This window comes from Streptomyces sp. E2N166 (genome assembly GCF_003671715.1).
Classification (GTDB): Bacteria; Actinomycetota; Actinomycetes; order Streptomycetales; family Streptomycetaceae; genus Streptomyces; species Streptomyces thinghirensis.
On sequence record NZ_RAIF01000006.1, the window covers coordinates 404266 to 421332 of the forward strand.

At 73.4% G+C, this 17067-nt stretch carries 14 protein-coding genes; 9 read left to right on the plus strand and 5 right to left on the minus strand.

The features are described from left to right. Nucleotides 1-185: 185 nt before the first annotated feature. From EBH09_RS02135 to EBH09_RS02175, 9 genes are all read left to right on the plus strand, one after another. Complete coding sequence (locus tag EBH09_RS02135) at nt 186-2321, plus strand: hypothetical protein (RefSeq protein WP_121745327.1); 2136 nt, start codon at nt 186-188, stop codon at nt 2319-2321. 69 nt (nt 2322-2390) lie between these two features. Next, nucleotides 2391-3917: a GT4 family glycosyltransferase PelF gene (pelF, locus tag EBH09_RS02140; protein WP_238697153.1), complete on the plus strand. Its 1527-nt coding sequence runs from the start codon at nt 2391-2393 to the stop codon at nt 3915-3917. After that, nucleotides 3914-5323 carry a hypothetical protein gene (locus tag EBH09_RS02145; RefSeq protein ID WP_121745328.1) on the plus strand — a complete coding sequence of 470 codons (1410 nt, stop codon included), beginning with the start codon at nt 3914-3916 and terminating at the stop codon, nt 5321-5323. Before pelF ends, EBH09_RS02145 begins: the two co-directional genes overlap by 4 nt. 162 nt (nt 5324-5485) lie before the next feature. Further along, entirely contained in the window at nt 5486-6487 is a 1002-nt protein-coding gene (locus EBH09_RS02150) for an SDR family NAD(P)-dependent oxidoreductase (protein WP_121745329.1), read from the plus strand. A gap of 34 nt (nt 6488-6521) precedes the next feature. Further along, nucleotides 6522-7235, plus strand: a complete 714-nt coding sequence (locus EBH09_RS02155) for a sugar phosphate nucleotidyltransferase (protein WP_121745330.1) — start codon at nt 6522-6524, stop codon at nt 7233-7235. Between the two features lie 7 nt (nt 7236-7242). Beyond that, nucleotides 7243-8169 carry an NAD(P)-dependent oxidoreductase gene (locus tag EBH09_RS02160; RefSeq protein WP_121745331.1) on the plus strand — a complete coding sequence of 309 codons (927 nt, stop codon included), beginning with the start codon at nt 7243-7245 and terminating at the stop codon, nt 8167-8169. Continuing rightward, nucleotides 8166-8828 (plus strand): spherulation-specific family 4 protein, encoded by a 663-nt coding sequence (locus tag EBH09_RS02165; RefSeq protein WP_121745332.1) that lies wholly within the window; start codon nt 8166-8168, stop codon nt 8826-8828. Before EBH09_RS02160 ends, EBH09_RS02165 begins: the two co-directional genes overlap by 4 nt. After that, nucleotides 8825-9634 carry an endo alpha-1,4 polygalactosaminidase gene (locus tag EBH09_RS02170; protein ID WP_121745333.1) on the plus strand — a complete coding sequence of 270 codons (810 nt, stop codon included), beginning with the start codon at nt 8825-8827 and terminating at the stop codon, nt 9632-9634. The genes EBH09_RS02165 and EBH09_RS02170 overlap by 4 nt, the downstream gene beginning before the upstream one ends. Nucleotides 9635-9659: 25 nt before the next feature. Further along, nucleotides 9660-9992, plus strand: coding sequence for an antibiotic biosynthesis monooxygenase (locus tag EBH09_RS02175; RefSeq protein ID WP_121745334.1), 333 nt, complete (start codon nt 9660-9662; stop codon nt 9990-9992). A gap of 48 nt (nt 9993-10040) precedes the next feature. Here EBH09_RS02175 and EBH09_RS02180 read toward each other — a convergent pair whose 3' ends face one another. The 5 genes from EBH09_RS02180 to EBH09_RS02200 all read right to left on the minus strand — a co-directional run bounded on the left by EBH09_RS02180 (nt 10041) and on the right by EBH09_RS02200 (nt 16481). Further along, nucleotides 10041-13415 (minus strand): pyruvate carboxylase, encoded by a 3375-nt coding sequence (locus tag EBH09_RS02180; RefSeq protein WP_121745335.1) that lies wholly within the window; start codon nt 13413-13415, stop codon nt 10041-10043. A gap of 117 nt (nt 13416-13532) precedes the next feature. After that, nucleotides 13533-13850 carry a hypothetical protein gene (locus EBH09_RS02185; protein WP_121745336.1) on the minus strand — a complete coding sequence of 106 codons (318 nt, stop codon included), beginning with the start codon at nt 13848-13850 and terminating at the stop codon, nt 13533-13535. A 71-nt stretch (nt 13851-13921) separates the two neighbouring features. Continuing rightward, on the minus strand, nt 13922-14923 hold the full coding sequence (locus EBH09_RS02190; protein WP_121745337.1) for an acyltransferase domain-containing protein: 1002 nt from the start codon (nt 14921-14923) through the stop codon (nt 13922-13924). Then, a complete protein-coding gene (locus EBH09_RS02195; protein WP_121745338.1) occupies nt 14920-16206 on the minus strand; it encodes a beta-ketoacyl-[acyl-carrier-protein] synthase family protein in 1287 nt (428 codons plus the stop codon). Before EBH09_RS02195 ends, EBH09_RS02190 begins: the two co-directional genes overlap by 4 nt. Then, complete coding sequence (locus EBH09_RS02200) at nt 16203-16481, minus strand: acyl carrier protein (RefSeq protein ID WP_121745339.1); 279 nt, start codon at nt 16479-16481, stop codon at nt 16203-16205. The genes EBH09_RS02195 and EBH09_RS02200 overlap by 4 nt, the downstream gene beginning before the upstream one ends. Nucleotides 16482-17067: the final 586 nt, after the last annotated feature.

The window sequence follows — 17067 nt, forward strand, 5'->3', positions numbered from 1 at the left end:
ACACATGCGCTTTTCCGTCAAGTTCCGCAGCAGGCACACAAAAGCTCCACACACGCCTCACTATGTGTGACGCGACGGAAACGTCGACGACCGGCGTCTCAGGGGGGCGACGGCATTGGTCACGGGGTGGGCGTGCTCCCTCAAGGAGCGTGCCCCGCCCCTGCCCGGGGGAGGGAATTCACCGCATGAAGCGGACCATTCGCACTACGGCGCTCGCAGTGGGCGCGCTGATCGCGTCGCTCGGCCTACCGGCCGGCCCGGTCCACGCCGACGCTCCAGCCCCGCGCATCGACCTGCGCGTGCTGGTCGTGAGCGACGGAGGACCGGCCACCGACGCCATCGCCGCCGAACTGGAGAGCGCGGGCACGCCGTACACGGAGGTGGACCTCCAGGACACCGACCGGCCCGTGATCGACACCGGATTCCTGGCGGACACCGTGGACGGACGGCCGCGGGCCAAGTTCCAGTCCGTCGTCCTGCCCAACGACAACCCCTTCCCGGCGAACTCCGCCGAGATGGCCGCCCTTGCCTCGTACGAGCAGACCTACGCGATCCCGCAGGTCGACGCCTACACCTACGCGCGCCCCGAGGTCGGGCTCCAGTACGCCGTCGGCACCGGGTACGCCGGCAGCGTCGACGGCGTCCGCGCGGAGGTGACGCCGGCCGGGCTGGCCGGCCCCTTCGGATACCTGGACGGCGCCGTCCCCTTCGAGGACAACTCACCCACCGTGGGCGAGTCCTACGCCTACCTCTCGGCCCCCGCACCGGGCGCCGACTTCGTGCCGTACGTCCAGGCGGCGATACCCGGGCGGGCTGCGAAGGGCTCCCTGGTCGGCGAGTACCGGCACGAGGGGCGGCGCGAACTCGTCGTCACGTTCGTCTACAACCAGCACCAGCAGCAGTTCCGGCTGCTCGCCCGGGGCATCGTGGAGTGGATGACCGGCGGCGTGCACCTGGGCGCCGCCCGCAACTACTTCGCCGTGCACGTCGACGACGTCTTCGCGGCCGACGACCGCTGGGACACCGAACTCGACTGCACGCCCGGCGACGTCGACTGCCCGCCGGGCGAGGGCACGCCGAACCCCATCCGCATGGTCCCGGCCGACGTCGACCACGCCACCGCCTGGCAGGACAGCCGTGACTTCACGCTCGACCTGGCCTACAACGGCTCCGGCAGCGTCGACCACCGCCAGGACAACGGCGGCGCCGACCCGCTCGCGGACAAGCTGATCGCCGACCGGGACCGGTTCCGCTGGATCAACCACACCTACACGCACGCCTTCCTGGGCTGCCGGCAGGACGTCGGCGTCGTCCCGTGGAAGTGCGCGACCAACCCCGACGGCAGCACCCGGTGGGTGAGCCGGAACGAGATCGCCGACGAGATCGCCACCAACCGTGTCTGGGGCGAGCTGGCCGGACTCCCGCTGGAGGAAGACGAGTTGGTGACCGGCGAGCACTCGGGACTGAAGGTGACCCCGCAGCAGCCCGAGGACAACCCGAACCTGGGACCGGCCCTCGCGGACAACGGCATCGCCTGGCTCGCCTCGGACAACTCCCGCGACCCCGTCCAGCGGCAGGTCGGCAGCGCCACGACCGTCTCCCGCTATCCGATGAACGTCTTCTACAACGCCGGGCGGGCGGCCGAGCAGGTCGACGAGTACAACTGGATCTACACCAGCCGCGCCCAGGGCGGCAGCGGCATCTGCGAGGACAACCCCGCCACCTCCACCTGCCTGGCCGCCCCGCTGGACACCGCCACGGGCTACGCCGGTCACATCGTGCCGCTGGAGACGCGCATCGCGCTCGGGCACGTGCTGTCCAACGACCCCAAGCCGCACTTCATCCACCAGTCGAACCTCGCCGAGGACCGCATCGCCTACCCCGTCCTCGACGGCGTACTGGAGGGCTACGACGCCCTGTTCGCCGACAGCACCCCCGTGGTGAACCTCCGTATGGAGGACATCGGCGTCGAGATGCGGCGCCGCGCCGCCTGGCGGAGCGCGGTCGACGCCGGGCAGGTCACCGGCCACCGCGTCGGTGACACCGTGACCGTCCAGGCACCGGACGGCGTGACCGTGACGGCGACGATGCCCGCGGGCACCCAGCACGGGGGCACGGACTTCGGGGATGCCTACGCCGGCGCGCTGTCCGGCTGGACCCCGACGGCGGACGGGCCGCTCTCCCTCACCCTGCCGTCGTCCGCCGCCACGCCCTCCGCCGTCGCCGGACCCGGCGACACGGCAGCCGCGACGCGCACCGCGCCCCGCACCCGCGTACCGGTCGGCGTGACGGAACCGGTGCCGTACGGCGCGGAGCGCTGACGCCGCCCCACCACCGCAGGTCCGGTCAGCCCGCACGATCAGCCCACACCTCGGCCGTGGAGCACATCCATGCACGTTTCCCACGGCGCGCGACACTCCGGCGCGTCGCGCGTCACCCTGCTCACCGAAGGCACCTACCCGCACAGTCACGGCGGCGTGAGCGTCTGGTGCGACCAGCTCGTCACCGGCATGCCCGACCTCGACTTCGACGTCATAGCCGTCACCGGCACCGGGCGCGAACCGCTCGCCTGGGACATCCCCGGGCACGTCTCCCGGGTCGTCTCCGTCCCCATGTGGGGGCCCGCGCCGCAAGGGCGTGCGCCTCGCGGGCGGCAGCGCAACCGGCTCGCCGACGCCTACGAACGGTTCCTGACCGCGTTGCTCGACCCGCGCGCCGAGGACGGTTTCGGCCCCGCCCTGTACCGGCTCGCGCGGGCCGCCGCGAACGGCCGGCTCAGTCCGTTCCTGCGCGGGGACCGGGCGATCGGCATCCTGACCGCGGTCTGGAACCGGCCGGGACTGGCCGTGCGCGAGGCCCGGCCCACCCTGCACGACGCGGTGACCGCGACCGCCCTGCTGGAACACGCCCTGCGCCCGCTGGCCGCGCCGTACCCGGAAGACGGCGTGGCGCACGCGGTCAGCGGCGGTGTCGCGGTCCTGCCCGGCCTGGCCGGACTGGACCGGCACGGCGTGCCGTTGCTGCTGACCGAACACGGCGTCTACCTTCGCGAGCGCTACCTCGGCTACCGCACCGCCCCCTACCGGTGGCCGGTGAAGGCGCTGCTGTTGGGCTTCTTCCGGCTGCTGGCCGAGGAGACCTACCGCCGGGCCGCCCTGATAACCCCGGGCAACCGCTACAACCGGCTGTGGGAGGAGCAGGGCGGCGCGGCCCCGGAATCCATACGCACGGTCTACAACGGCGTGGACCCGGCCGCGTTCCCGCCCGCCGGCCCCGAGCCCGCGGACCCCGTACTCAGCTGGGCCGGACGGGTCGATCCGATCAAGGATCTGGAGACCCTGATCCGCGCCTTCGCCCTCGTTCGGGCCGAACTGCCCGCCGCCCGGCTGCGGTTGTTCGGCGGCACACCGCGCGGCGGCGAGGCCTACCGGGAGCGCTGCGAGGCGCTGGCGGCGGAACTCGGGCACGGGGACGCGGTCACCTTCGAGGGCCGGGTCGAGGACATCAAGGACGCGTACGCCGCCGGGAACGTCGTGATGCTCTCCAGCATCAGCGAGGGATTCCCCTTCACCCTCATCGAGGCCATGTCGTGCGGCCGGGCGACCGTCTCCACGGACGTGGGCGGCGTCCGGGAGGCCGTCGGCGACACCGGTCTCGTGGTGCCGCCCCGCGATCCGGCCGCCATGGCCGCCGCGGCGCTGGAGCTGCTGGGCGACACCGCGCGCCGCCGGGCGATGGGCGAGGCGGCCCGGCTCAGGGTGATCGAGCAGTTCACACTCCGTCAGACCATCGACACCTTCCGGTCCATCTACCTGGAGCTCTCCGAATCCGGCGGTACGGCCGCACGTGCCGCGGTCGCGCAAGTGGACGCGTTCGCGACGGCGGGCGCCACGCCGGTGAGGAGTGCGACCGGATGAGCGGACCCATGGCCCTGGAACCCGGCGGCGCGGAACAGGACACGCTGGCGCTGCGCCTCGCCGACGACCGCACGCTCGCCCTGCGCGCGCCCGACCCGCACACGCTCGCCCTGGTGCGCCCCGGGCACGGCGCCCGGCACGACGCCGTCGACGGGCTGGCCGCCGAACTGGCCCACCGCATCGCGCCCGCCGTCCACCCCTACGAGGTGGCCGCACTGCTGGAGTCCGAGGGGCTGACCGGCGAGGTGATCCGGGAACGGTACGGGCACCGTGACCTGTTCTCCCTCGCCACGGCGCTGTACGAGCGCATACCGCGAACCTTCCCGGACCCTCCGCGCCCCGCCGACCCCTGGCGGCCGGACCACGTGCGGTGCGCGCTGCGGGGCGCGCTGTTCGCGCTTCCCGGTCTCGCCTACGCGCTCTCGGGCCGCCTGCTGCCCCAGGACGGCGCGGTGCGGGCCCTGGTGGTGGCGGGGCTCCTCTCCTGGGCCTGGAACCAGGCGCTGGGCCACCGGGCCTATCTCCGGCTGGCGACCGGGCGGCGGGAGGCGGGACGCGCTCTCCTCAAGGGGGCACCGGTGGGCGCCCTCGCGGCGACGGCGGCCGGAGTGTCGGTCGCCGGGTCCGGCGCGGCGGCGTTGGCGGTGACGGCCCAGTCCGGATACCTCGCGGCGGCCGGTGTGCTGCTCGTACTGGGCCGGGAGCGGCTGCTGCTGGCCGCGCTCACGCCGGTGATCGCCGGTGCCGCGGCGCTGCCGTGGTGGGAGCCCGGGACCGTTCTGCGGGCGGGGCTGCCGCTGCTGTCGCTCCTGGGCGCGGCCGCCGCGGCCGGCTGGGCGCTGCGCGGCGCCCTCGCGACCGCGCCAGTACCGGACGCCGCCCGTCCGCACCCGCTGCGCTCGCTGCCGTACGGCCTGTTCGGCCTGGCCGCCGGAACGCTGGTGTTCCTGGCGGGCCGCGATCACCCGTGGGCGGTGATCGTGCTGACCCTGAGCATGGGTCCGGCGGAGTGGCTGCTGTACCGCTACCGCGGGCTGTCGGTGGCGGCGTTGCGGGCCACCGGCACCCCGGCGGGTTTCCGGCTGCGCTCGGCCGCCGTGCTCGCGGGCTGCCTGCTGGTGTATCTCGTTCCGCTCGTGCCCGCGGCGCTGCTCGTCGACGCCGAACCCGTCACGCTGCTGCTGCTCGCGGCGGCCCTGTGGACGTCCCTGCTGCTCCAGGCGTTCGGCGTGGCCTGGCCCCCGGCCGCCCTGTGTCTCGCGGCGGCCGCCGGCGCCGGCTCGGTCGGCCTGGCCGGGCTGCCACCGGGCCCGGCGACCGCCCTGCCGCTGTGCTGCGGCGCCGCCACGCTCTGTCTCACGGTGTGCGTGCTGCGACTGCTGGGCCGGCCGGCGGCCCATGCCTGACGCCGCGGCCGGACGGCCGTACCCACCGCCGGCCCGCACGGGCCGCTCCCCGCGCATCGCGACCCGCCGGTCCGTCGACCCGCCGGTCCGTCGACCCGCCGATCCGTAGTCCCACCCGCCGATCCATCGACGCATCGCCCCATCGACCGGAAGGACCCCCGCGTGACCGCCACATCGCTCGCCGCAGTCACCGGAGCCGAGGGATTCATCGGCTCCCACCTCACCGAGGCGCTCGTCGCCTCCGGGCACCGGGTGAGGGCCATGGCGCAGTACAACTCCTTCTCCTCCTACGGCTGGCTGGAGACTCTCTCCCCCGAGGTGCTCGATCAGGTCGAGATCGTCCTCGGCGACGTCCGGGACCCCGGTTCGGTCCGCCACCTCGTCGAGGGCGCCGACTGCGTCTACCACCTGGCCGCCCTCATCGCCATCCCGTACTCCTACCGGGCACCGCACAGCTACGTGGACACCAATGTCACCGGCACGCTGAACGTGCTGGAGGCGGTCCGTGCCCAGGGCACGCCCCGGCTGGTGCACACCTCCACCAGCGAGACGTACGGCACCGCGCGGACCGTGCCGATCACCGAGGACCATCCCATCAACACCCAGTCGCCGTACGCCGCGTCCAAGGCGGGCGGGGACCGGCTGGCGGACAGTTACCACGCCAGTTTCGACACGCCGGTGGTGACGCTGCGGCCCTTCAACACCTACGGTCCCCGGCAGTCCATGCGGGCGGTGATCCCCACCGTCATCGGCCAGGTCGCGGCCGGCGAACGCACCATCACCCTCGGGGACCTGCGACCCACCCGGGACTTCACCTTCGTCAAGGACACCGCGCAGGCGTTCCTGGCGGTCGGCACCGCGCCCGCCGAGCGGGTCGTGGGCCGTACCTTCAACGCCGGAACCGGTGGCGAGATCTCCGTCGGCGACCTGGTGGCGCTCATCGGCAAGGTGATGGACACCGCCCTGGACGTACGGGAGGACGCGCGGCGTCTGCGGCCCGCCAACTCCGAGGTGATGCGGCTGGTCGCCGACGCGAGCCGGCTGCGGGGGGCGACCGGCTGGAGCCCCGGCCACGACCTGGAGCAGGGGCTCGCGCACACGGTGGAGTTCTTCCGCGACCCGGCCAATCTCGCCCGCTACAAGACCGGCATCTACAACATCTGACCATGCCCGGCACGTGAACCGAGGGGGGAACCTCATGCACGCAGTGATCCTGGCCGGAGGCAAGGGCGTCCGGCTACGGCCCTACACGACCGCCCTGCCCAAGCCGCTCGTGCCCATCGGCGACCAGCACGCCATCCTGGAGATCGTCCTGCGCCAGCTCGCCGCGGCCGGGTTCACCGGATGCACGATCGCCATAGGCCACCTCGGCGAGATCATCCGCGCCTACGTCGGCGACGGGTCGCAGTGGGGCCTGACCGTCGACTACGCCACCGAGGAGAGCCCTCTGGGGACCATGGGGCCGCTGCTCACCATGCGTGAGCGGCTGCCCGAGCACTTCCTGGTCATGAACGGCGACGTCCTCACCGACCTGGGCTACGCCGACGTCCTGCGCCGGCACAGCACGTCCGGCGCCCCGCTGACCATCGCCACGTACGCCAGGAAGGTGCACATCGACTTCGGTGTCCTGACCACCGACGCGAGCAGGGTCGTCGCCTTCACCGAGAAGCCCAGCATGGACTACCACGTCTCCATGGGCGTGTACGGACTGTCCCGCGCGACACTCGACGGCTACACGGCCGGGCTGCCCCTGGGCTTCGACGAGTTGGTACTGGACCTGCTGCGCACCGACGACCCGCCGCACGCCTACCACTTCGACGGCTACTGGCTCGACATCGGCCGACCCGACGACTACGACCGGGCCAACGCCGAGTTCACCAGCCGCAAGTCCCTGCTGCTCAAGGGAGCCTGAGCACCGCATGCGCATCCTCGTCCTGGGTTTCACCGGTTATCTGGGCGCCCACGTCGCCGAGCGGCTGCGCGCGCTGCCCGGCGCGCGGGTCCTCGGCGGCGGCCGTTCCGCAGCCGCCGACGTACGCGTCGACCTCGCCACCGACCCGGTCGGCCGGCTGGCCGATGCTCTGGTGTCGGCGGCCGTCGACACCGTCGTCAACTGCGCGGGCGCGACCGGCGGCGATCCGGTGACGCTCGCCGAACTGAACGCCCGCGGTCCCGCCGTCCTCTGCGCGGCGCTGCGCCGGGCCCGCCCCGCGGCCCGTCTGGTCCACCTGGGTTCGGCCGCCGAGTACGGGCCGGGGGCCGAGCGGGTCAGGGTGCCGGAGTCGGCGGCCACCCGGCCCCTCACCGCCTACGGCGCCACCAAGCTGGCCGGCACCGTCACCGTCGCCACCTCCGACCTGGACTCGGTGGTCCTGCGGGTCGGCAACCCGGTGGGGCCCGGCGCACCGTCCTCCGGCCTGCCCGGCAGGGTCGCCGGTCTGCTGCGTACGGCGGGCACGGCGCCGAACGCGGTGCTCCGGCTGGGCGACCTGTCGGCGTACCGCGACTTCGTGGACGTCCGGGACGTCGCGCGGGCGGTCGAGCGGGCGGTCACCGCGACCGGGCCGTTGCCGCGCGTGCTCAACATCGGCGGCGGCGACGCCGTCCCGGTGCGCCGGTTGGTACGGACGCTCGCGGACACCGCGGGCTTCCGCGGCCGGATCGAGGAAGAGGGCGCCGGTTCCGCCCGCTCGGACCAGGTTTCCTGGCAGTGCTCCGACATCGCCGCCGCCCGGGCCGCGCTCGGCTGGCGGCCCTCGTACTCGCTCGACGAGTCACTGGCCGCGCTCTGGTCGGCCGGTGCCCGTCCACCGTCCCTCGTCCCGGAAGGCGACCGCCCGTCGTGAGCCTGCTGATCCCGCTGTACGTCCATCCGGCCGAGGATCCGGGCTCCTGGCACAGGCTCATCACGGCGGCCGACCGCACGTACGGGGTCGTCATCAACCCCGCGAACGGTCCGGGCCGGGCGCCCGATCCCGCCTTCGCCGCGGCGGCCGGCGCGCTGCGGGCGGCGGGCGCCCGTCTGCTGGGCTACATCGACACGGACTACGGCACGCGTGCGGCGGCCGACGTCGCCGAGGACGCCCGTCGGCACCGGGAGTGGTACGCGGCGGACGGGTGCTTCCTCGACCGGGTGAGTTCGGCCGCGACCGAACTGCCCGCCTACCGGGCGCTGGTGCGTGGTCTGCGCCGGCAGGGTTCGACCACGCTCGTGCTGAACCCGGGGGTCCACCCGGCACCGGGTTACGCGCGTATCGCCGATCTCGTCGTCACCTTCGAGGGGTCCTGGTCGGCCTATGTGTCCGCGTTCAGCCGGCCGGACTGGACGCGCCGGCACCCGCCCGAGCGCTTCTGCCACCTGGTGTACGGGGTGCCCGAGGCGCTCGCCCCGCTCGCCGTACGGACCGCCCGCGAACGCGGCGCCGCGGTGTCCGGGCCCGTCACGGGGGAACCGCCCAACCCGTGGGCCCGCCTGACCCCCGTACTGACCGGAGCGGAGCGATGAGGAAGAGGGTACGGGCGTTCGCCGCGCTGCCGGCGGCGCTCGTCCTCGCGGTGGTGGCCGGGTGTTCGGGTACGGACGGCCCACCGCCGCCGGACCCGTCCGCCACCGCCGTGTGGCAGCCCCGGCCGGGGCTGGCCTGGCAGTGGCAGCTCGACGGGAAGGTCGATCCGTCCGCGGACGTGCCGGTCTACGACATCGACGGCTTCGAGAACGACGCGGCCGACGTGGACCGGCTGCACCGCGCCGGCCGCAAGGTGATCTGCTACGTCAACGTGGGGGCCTGGGAGGACTTCCGGCCCGACCGGGACGCCTTTCCCCGTGCGGTGCTGGGCGAGCCCAACGGCTGGCGGGGCGAACGCTGGCTCGACATCCGCCGGATCTCCGTCCTTCGGCCGATCATGGAGCGGCGGTTCGACATGTGCCGGGACAAGGGTTTCGACGCGGTGGAACCCGACCTGATGGAGGGATACGCCGACGAGACCGGCTTCCCGCTCACCGCCCGGGACCAGCTGGCGTACAACCGCGTGATCGCCGAGATCGCCCACGAACGCGGCCTGGCGGTGGGCCTCAAGAACGACCTGCCGCAGATCCCGCAGCTGGTGGACGACTTCGACTTCGCGGTCAACGAGCAGTGCGCCGAGTACGGCGAGTGCGCGCGGCTCAAGCCGTTCGTCGAGGCCGGCAAGGCGGTCTTCCACGTGGAGTACAGCGAGCCGACCCGTGGTTTCTGCCCCGAGTCACGCCGGCTCGGGCTGTCCTCGATGCTGAAACGACCGGAGCTCGGGGTCTGGCGCGATCCCTGCTGACCGCGGCATGCGGCAGGATGGGCCCATGAGCGTAGTCAAGATCAACGTACTGACCGTTCCCGCCGAGCAGCGCGAGACGCTGGAGAAGCGCTTCGCCTCGCGGGCCCATGCCGTGGAGAGCTCCGACGGGTTCGAGTGGTTCGAACTCCTGCGGCCCGTGGAGGGCACCGACGACTACCTCGTCTACACGCGCTGGCGCGACGAGGAGTCCTTCCAGGCGTGGATGGAGGGGCCCATGAAGGCCGCGCACCAGGGCGGTGGCGGCGCGGAGGGCGCGGAGCGCCCCAAGCCCGCGGCGAGCGGCTCCACGTTGTGGTCCTTCGAGGTGGTGCAGCAGGCGGCGCCCAAGGAGGCGTGACATCGGCGGTGGCCACGGTCCGGCGTCGGACCGTGGCCGCCGTCCGTCTCAGCCGAGCTGGACGAGGAGGTCTCCCCCCTCGACCTGCTGGATGCGGTTGATGGCGAGCCTGCTCACCGTGCCGGACTTCGGTGCGGTGATCGTGGCCTCCATCTTCATCGCCTCGATGGTGGCCACCGTGGCACCGGCCTCGACCTCGTCTCCCTCGGCGACGGCGAGGGTCACCACGCCCGCGAAGGGAGCCGCGACGTGGCCGGGGTTCGACCGGTCGGCCTTCTCCGTGACGGGGACGTCGGAGGCCGCCGAGCGGTCGCGGACCTGGATCGGGCGGAGTTGGCCGTTCAGGGAGGACATCACGGTGCGCATGCCGCGTTCGTCGGCGTCGCCGACCGCCTGCAGTTCGATGAGCAGACGGACCCCGGGGTCGAGGTCGACCGTGTACTCCTTGCCGGGGCGCAGCCCGTAGAAGAAGTCCTTGCTGTCCAGGACGCTGGTGTCGCCGAAGGTGTTGCGGTGGGTGTCGAACTCGCGGGCCGGTCCGGGGAACAGCAGCCGGTTGAGGGTGGCCCGGCGGTCCTTGGCCAACCCGGTGCGCTCGTCCCCGCTCAGCTCCGCCACCGGCCTGGCCTCGGCGCGGCCCCGCAGCGCCTTGCTGCGGAACGGCTCGGGCCAGCCGCCGGGCGGGGTGCCCAGCTCGCCGCGGAGGAAGCCGATGACGGAGTCGGGGATGTCGAACCGGTCGGGATCCGCCTCGAAGTCCGCCGGTGAGACGCCGGCGCCCACCAGGTGCAGCGCCAGGTCGCCGACCACCTTGGAGGAGGGCGTGACCTTCACCAGGCGGCCCAGCATCCGGTCGGCGGCGGCGTACATCGCCTCGATGTCCTCGAAGCGGTCGCCGAGGCCGAGCGCGATGGCCTGGGTGCGCAGGTTGGAGAGCTGCCCGCCGGGGATCTCGTGGTGGTAGACACGGCCGGTCGGCGAGGCCAGGCCCGCCTCGAAGGGGGCGTAGACCTTGCGGACGCTCTCCCAGTACGGCTCCAGGTCGCCGACGGCCTGGAGGTCGAGGCCGGTGGGCCGCTCGGTGTGGTCGGTCGCGGCGACGATCGCCGACAGTGACGGCTGCGAGGTGGTGCCCGCCATGGACGCCACGGCCCCGTCGACGGCGTCGGCGCCGGCCTGGATCGCGGCGAGGTAGGTGGCGAGCTGGCCGCCGGTGGTGTCGTGGGTGTGCAGGTGCACCGGCAGGTCGAACTCGCGGCGCAGCGCGGACACCAGGGTCGCCGCGGCCGGTGCCCGCAGCAGGCCGGCCATGTCCTTGACGGCCAGGACATGGGCGCCGGCGGCCACGATCTTCTCGGCGAGCCGCAGGTAGTAGTCGAGCGTGTAGAGCCGCTCGTTCGGGTCGGACAGGTCGGCGGTGTAGCACAGGGCCACCTCGGCGACGGAGGTGCCGGTCTGCCGTACGGCGTCGATGGCGGGCCGCATCTGGTCGACGTCGTTGAGGGCGTCGAAGATGCGGAAGATGTCGATGCCGGTGGCCGCGGCCTCCTGGACGAAGGCGTCGGTCACCTCGGTCGGGTACGGGGTGTAGCCCACGGTGTTGCGGCCGCGCAGCAGCATCTGGAGGCAGATGTTGGGCACGGCCTCGCGCAGGGCGGCCAGCCGTTCCCACGGGTCCTCGGCGAGGAAGCGCAGGGCGACGTCGTAGGTGGCGCCGCCCCAGCACTCCAGGGACAGCAGCTGGGGCAGGGAGTGCGCGACCTGCGGGGCGACGGCGAGCATGTCCTTGGTGCGGACCCGGGTGGCGAGCAGCGACTGGTGGGCGTCGCGGAACGTGGTGTCGGTGACGCCGATGGTGGGCGACTCGCGCAGCCGGCGGGCGAAGCCTTCCGGGCCGAGTTCGGTGAGCCGTTGCCGGGAGCCGGCCGGGGGTTCACCGGCGGCGAGCGGCGGCAGCTTGGTCAGCGGATCGACGAGTGCGGGCCGCTCGCCGTGCGGCTTGTTCACCGTGACGTCGGCGAGGTAGGTCAGCAGTTTCGTGCCGCGGTCGGCGGAGTGGCGGGAGGTGAGCAGGTGCGGGCGCTGCTCGATGAAGGACGTGGTGACCTGGCCGGCCTGGAAGTCGGGGTCGTCCAGCACCGCCTGGAGGAAGGGGATGTTGGTGGCGACGCCGCGGATGCGGAACTCGGCCACGGCACGCCGGGCGCGGCCCACCGCGGTGGGGAAGTCCCGGCCCCGGCAGGAGAGTTTGACCAGCATCGAGTCGAAGTGGGCGCTGATCTCCGTACCGGCGTGGGTGGTGCCGCCGTCGAGACGGATGCCCGAGCCTCCGGGCGAGCGGTAGGCGCTGATCTGCCCGGTGTCCGGGCGGAAGCCGTTGGCCGGGTCCTCGGTGGTGATGCGGCACTGGAGGGCGGCGCCGCGCAGGGTGATGTCCTCCTGGGCGAGACCCAGGTCGGCCAGTGTCTCACCCGCGGCGATGCGCAGTTGGGACTGGACGAGGTCGACGTCGGTGACCTCTTCGGTGACCGTGTGCTCGACCTGGATGCGCGGGTTCATCTCGATGAAGACGTGGTTGCCGTCGCGGTCGACGAGGAACTCCACGGTGCCGGCGTTGCGGTAGCCGATCTGCCGGGCGAAGTTCACGGCGTCGGCGCAGATCCGCTCGCGCAGGGCCGGATCGAGGTTGGGCGCGGGGGCGAGTTCGATGACCTTCTGGTGGCGGCGCTGTACCGAGCAGTCCCGTTCGAAGAGGTGGATGACGTCGCCCTGGCCGTCGGCGAGGATCTGGACCTCGATGTGGCGGGGTTCGACGACGGCCTTCTCCAGGAACACCGTGGAGTCGCCGAAGGCGGAGGCCGCCTCCCGGGACGCGGCCTCGATGGCCTCGCGCAGCTGGGCGGGTTCCTCGACGCGGCGCATGCCGCGGCCGCCGCCGCCCGCGACCGCCTTGACGAACACGGGGAAACCGACCTCGTCGGCGGCGCGGACGAGTTCGTCCACGTCGTCGGAGGGCGCGGAGGAGCCGAGGACGGGCACGCCGGCCTCGCGGGCGGCGGCGACGGCTCGGGCCTTGTTGCCGGTCAGTTCGAGGATCTGCGCGCTCGGTCCGACGAACGTGATGCCGGCCTCTTCGCACGCGCGGGCCAGTTCGGGGTTCTCGGACAGGAATCCGTAGCCCGGGTAGACGGCGTCGGCTCCCGCCCGGCGTGCCGCGCGGACGATCTCCTCCACGGAGAGATACGCGCGCACCGGATGTCCCGGCTCCCCGATCTCGTAGGCCTCGTCGGCCTTCAGCCGGTGCAGCGAGTTGCGGTCCTCGTGCGGGAAGACGGCGACGGTGCGCGCGCCGAGCTCGTAGCCCGCGCGGAACGCCCGGATCGCGATCTCACCGCGGTTGGCGACCAGCACCTTGCGGAACATTGTTGATCCCTTCAGCCTGCCGGGTGACGAGACCATGGTGTCGGCGCCGCCTCCGGTACGCCATGTGAGCCGGGCCACTCACCGGCCCGTAGCGGGTCGTGTGAGGTCGTGGTCGGATCAGACGTCGGAGTCGATTCCGGTGACCACCGTGGGTCCGAGCGGCGCGCTGTCGCCGTCCAGGCCGGCCGCGCGCAGGGCGGAGTCCGCGACCTCCCGGGCGCGGCCCTCCGCGTGGGCGGCGGTGTCCGCCTCGACGGTGAGGCGGATGGTGAAGGTGCCGTCCTCGTTGACCGAGAGGGCGTCGAGGTCCTCCTCGTCTCCCAGGTGGGTGCGGTGCGGATCCGCGGGGCGCAGCGCCCTGGCGAGTTCGTCCTTCGTGGCGTCCTGGACCGTGCCGGTGAACGTCCCCGGCACCGAGATGACATACGTCGTCATGTGCACTCCTCCTTCTGATCCCCTCCGCCTACCCCGATACGGACGCGGGACCCGGACGGAAAGGCTCCTCGTCACCGCAGGGCCGCGGTGAGGCGGTGGCGTATGCGCTCGACGTCGACCGGTGTACGGGCGGGGGCGGCGGTGGCGCAGTCCGGCAGGCCGGCCTTGGCCAGGTTGCTCAGCAGGGCCCGGGGGCCGCTGTCGAGGTAGGTGGTGAAGCCTGCGAGGCGCATCGCGCGCAGGGTGTGGTGGAAGGCCACGGGCTCGGTGAGGTGGGCGGCCGCGGCGGTGCGCAACTGGGCCGCAGTGCGTGCCGGGCGGGCGTCGGTGGCGGTGTACACGGCGAGCGTGGGCGGCGCGACGGGCTGTGCCCGCAGGAGGCGGCGGAAGGCCCGGTGGACCTCGGCGAGCAGGGGGTGGTGGTAGGCGGTGCGGCTGGTCAGCCCGGTGGTGCGATGGCCGAGTGCCCCGGCGGTTCGCCGAGCGGCGGCCAACTGGTCGTCGGGTCCGGCCAGGACGGTCTGGGCGGGGGCGTTGTGGGCGGCGATCCGTACCTGCGGCAGGCCGCCGGTGCGCAGCAGGTCCGCTGCCTGGTCGGCGGTCATGTCGGTGGCCAGCAGGCCGGCCGCCGGCAGCGCGGCGTCCCGCAGCAGCCGGTCGCGGACGTGCAGCAGCCGCACCCCCTGCTCCAGGGTGATGGCTCCGGCCACGGTGAGCGCCGCGAGGTCCCCCACGCTGTGGCCGAGGACCGCGTGGACGGACCGGGTCGCGAGGTCGAGCAGGACGGTCGCGGATGCGACCACCGCCGCGTAGGTGGCCAGGTCGAAGGCGAGTGGGTCGGTGAGCAGAAGCTGGTCGGGGCCGGGCGCCCCGACGCCCGTGAGGAGGCGGGTGACGGGTGTGCCGGTGCCGCCGAGTGCGGTGCTGTGGGCATCCACCCTCCGCAGCGTTCCTGAGACGGACGGGACGTCACGCAGGTGGCGCAGCGCGCCCGGGAGGTAGGCCCCCTGGCCGGGGCACATCAGCACGGTGCGCGGTGTGCCGCCGGTGGGGGCCGGGACCGCGTGTCTCATGAGGCGTCGGCGAAGGCGAGCGCGACGTTGTGCCCGCCGAAACCCATGCTCGTGGTGACGGCCGCGAGGGGCCCGGAGGGCAGTGCCGCCGGGCTGCGGCCCACGACGTTCAGGTCGATCTCGGGGTCCACGCGTTCGAGGCTGCACGCGGGCGGTGCGGTTCTCTCCCGCAGGGCGAGCACGGTGAGGACGGCCTCGATGGCGCCGGCGGCCCCCAGCGTGTGTCCGAACGCGGCCTTGGTCGCGCTGACCGCCACGTCGCCCAGTACTCCGGCGAAGACCTTGTGCAGCGCCTGTGCCTCGCCGAGGTCGCCGAGCGGCGTCGAGGTGGCGTGGGCGTTGACGTGCTGGACCTGCTCCGGGAGGAGTCCGGCGTCCCGCAGCGCGGCGTCCACGGCGGCCGCGCAGCCCGTTCCGCCCGGCGCGGGCTGGGCCACGTGGTGGCTGTCGTTGGTGATACCCGCGCCGGTCAGCCGGCCGTGGACGCGGGCCCCGCGGGCGGCGGCGTGCTCGGCGCTCTCGACGACGAGCATGCCGGCGCCCTCGCCCATCACGAAGCCGTCCCGGTCGGCGTCGAAGGGCCTGGACGCTCCCTTGGGGTCGTCCAGACGCCGGGAGAGAGCCTGCAACCGCGCGAACCCGGCCAGAGCGAGCGGGTGCAGCGCGGCCTCGGTGCCGCCCGCGACCACGATGTCGGCGCGGCCCTCCCGGATCAGGCCGAGGGCCTGGGTCAGGGCCTCGGCACCGGAGGCGCAGGCACTGACCGGGGCGTGGACCCCGGCCTTGGCGCCCACCATCAGCCCCACTTCGGCGGCCGCGTGGTTGGGCAGCATGACCGGGATGGTGCGCGGGCTCACCCGTCCCGCGCCCCGGGTCTCCAGGCGGCGGTTCTGCTCCAGGATGCTGGTCAGGCCGCCCAGCCCCACCCCGACGACCACGGCCACCCGTGAGCCGCCCGCGGCGGGTGACGACGCCTGCGGGAAACCGGCGTCGCGGACGGCCTCCCTCGCGGCGACGAGCGCGAACTGCGCCGAGCGGTCGCAGTGCGCCGCCTTGGCGGAGGACAGGACCGTCTCGGGATCGACCGCCGCCCGGGCCGCGAGATAGGTCTGCGCCGGGCCTTCCGGCGTCCCGAAGTCGACGCGTTCGACGCCGCAGACGCCGTCCAGCAGGGCCCGCCAGGTGGAAGGGACGTCGCCGCCCAGCGCGGTCGTCATCCCGAGCCCGGTGATGACGGCGGCGCGCTCCTCGCGGACCGGGCCGGCCACGTGTCGTGGGCTCACGCGGTGCCGCCCGCCGGGGCGGCGACGGCTTCGGCGAGGTGGGCGGCGATCTGCCGGACGGTCGTGAGCCGATCCGCCTGCTCCTGCGGCACCTCGATCTGCCAGCGGTCCTCGATCGCGGCGACCAGCTCCAGCATGGCCAGCGAGTCCACGCCCAGGTCGTCCTTCAGGGACGACTCCGGCTCGATTTCCTCCACGGCCAGGTCCTCGACCGTCGCGGCCAGCAGTTCCCGCAGTTCGTCGAGCAGCTGTCGTTCGTCAGCGGTGGACGGCATGTCCGGTTCCTCCTTGTCCGTGCGCGGCGCGCCCGCGGTGGACGGGAGGACCCGACCTCCTGGAGGTGCGCCGACGGTGTACCGGCGACCTGCCGGACACACGCCGACAGACTGTCCGGCCGTCCGGCACGGCAAGCGCCCCGTACGGGGGGACGGCGGGGCACCGGGGGCACTCGAGGGGCTCCTGTGGACGCCCACGTCCTCTCTTCACGTTGAAGCGCCCCCGCGGTGGGATGAGGGTGGCGGACGGCGAGCGCGTACCGGGGCCGGGCGCCTGGGAGGCGGCACTGTCGCGCTTCCTCAGCGGACTTTGGCGGCTCTTTTAAGGCTTTCTGAAGATGACCTTCGAACGGCCGTTTCCACGCGGACGCGTCCTAGGCTCTCGGACACCCCCCACAGTCCCGGTGGGCGCGGTCGCGTCCACCGGGTACGGGGCTCCGTCAGCCGACAGACAAGCCGAGGTGTCCTGCGTATGGGTTCCCGCCGAGCCGCTCGCCCGTCCCGTAACCACGCCCGCCCGCGCGGCGGGCTCAGGACCCGCGGTACCGCGCTGGTGCTCGGCGCGGTCACCGTGACGGCGGGTGTC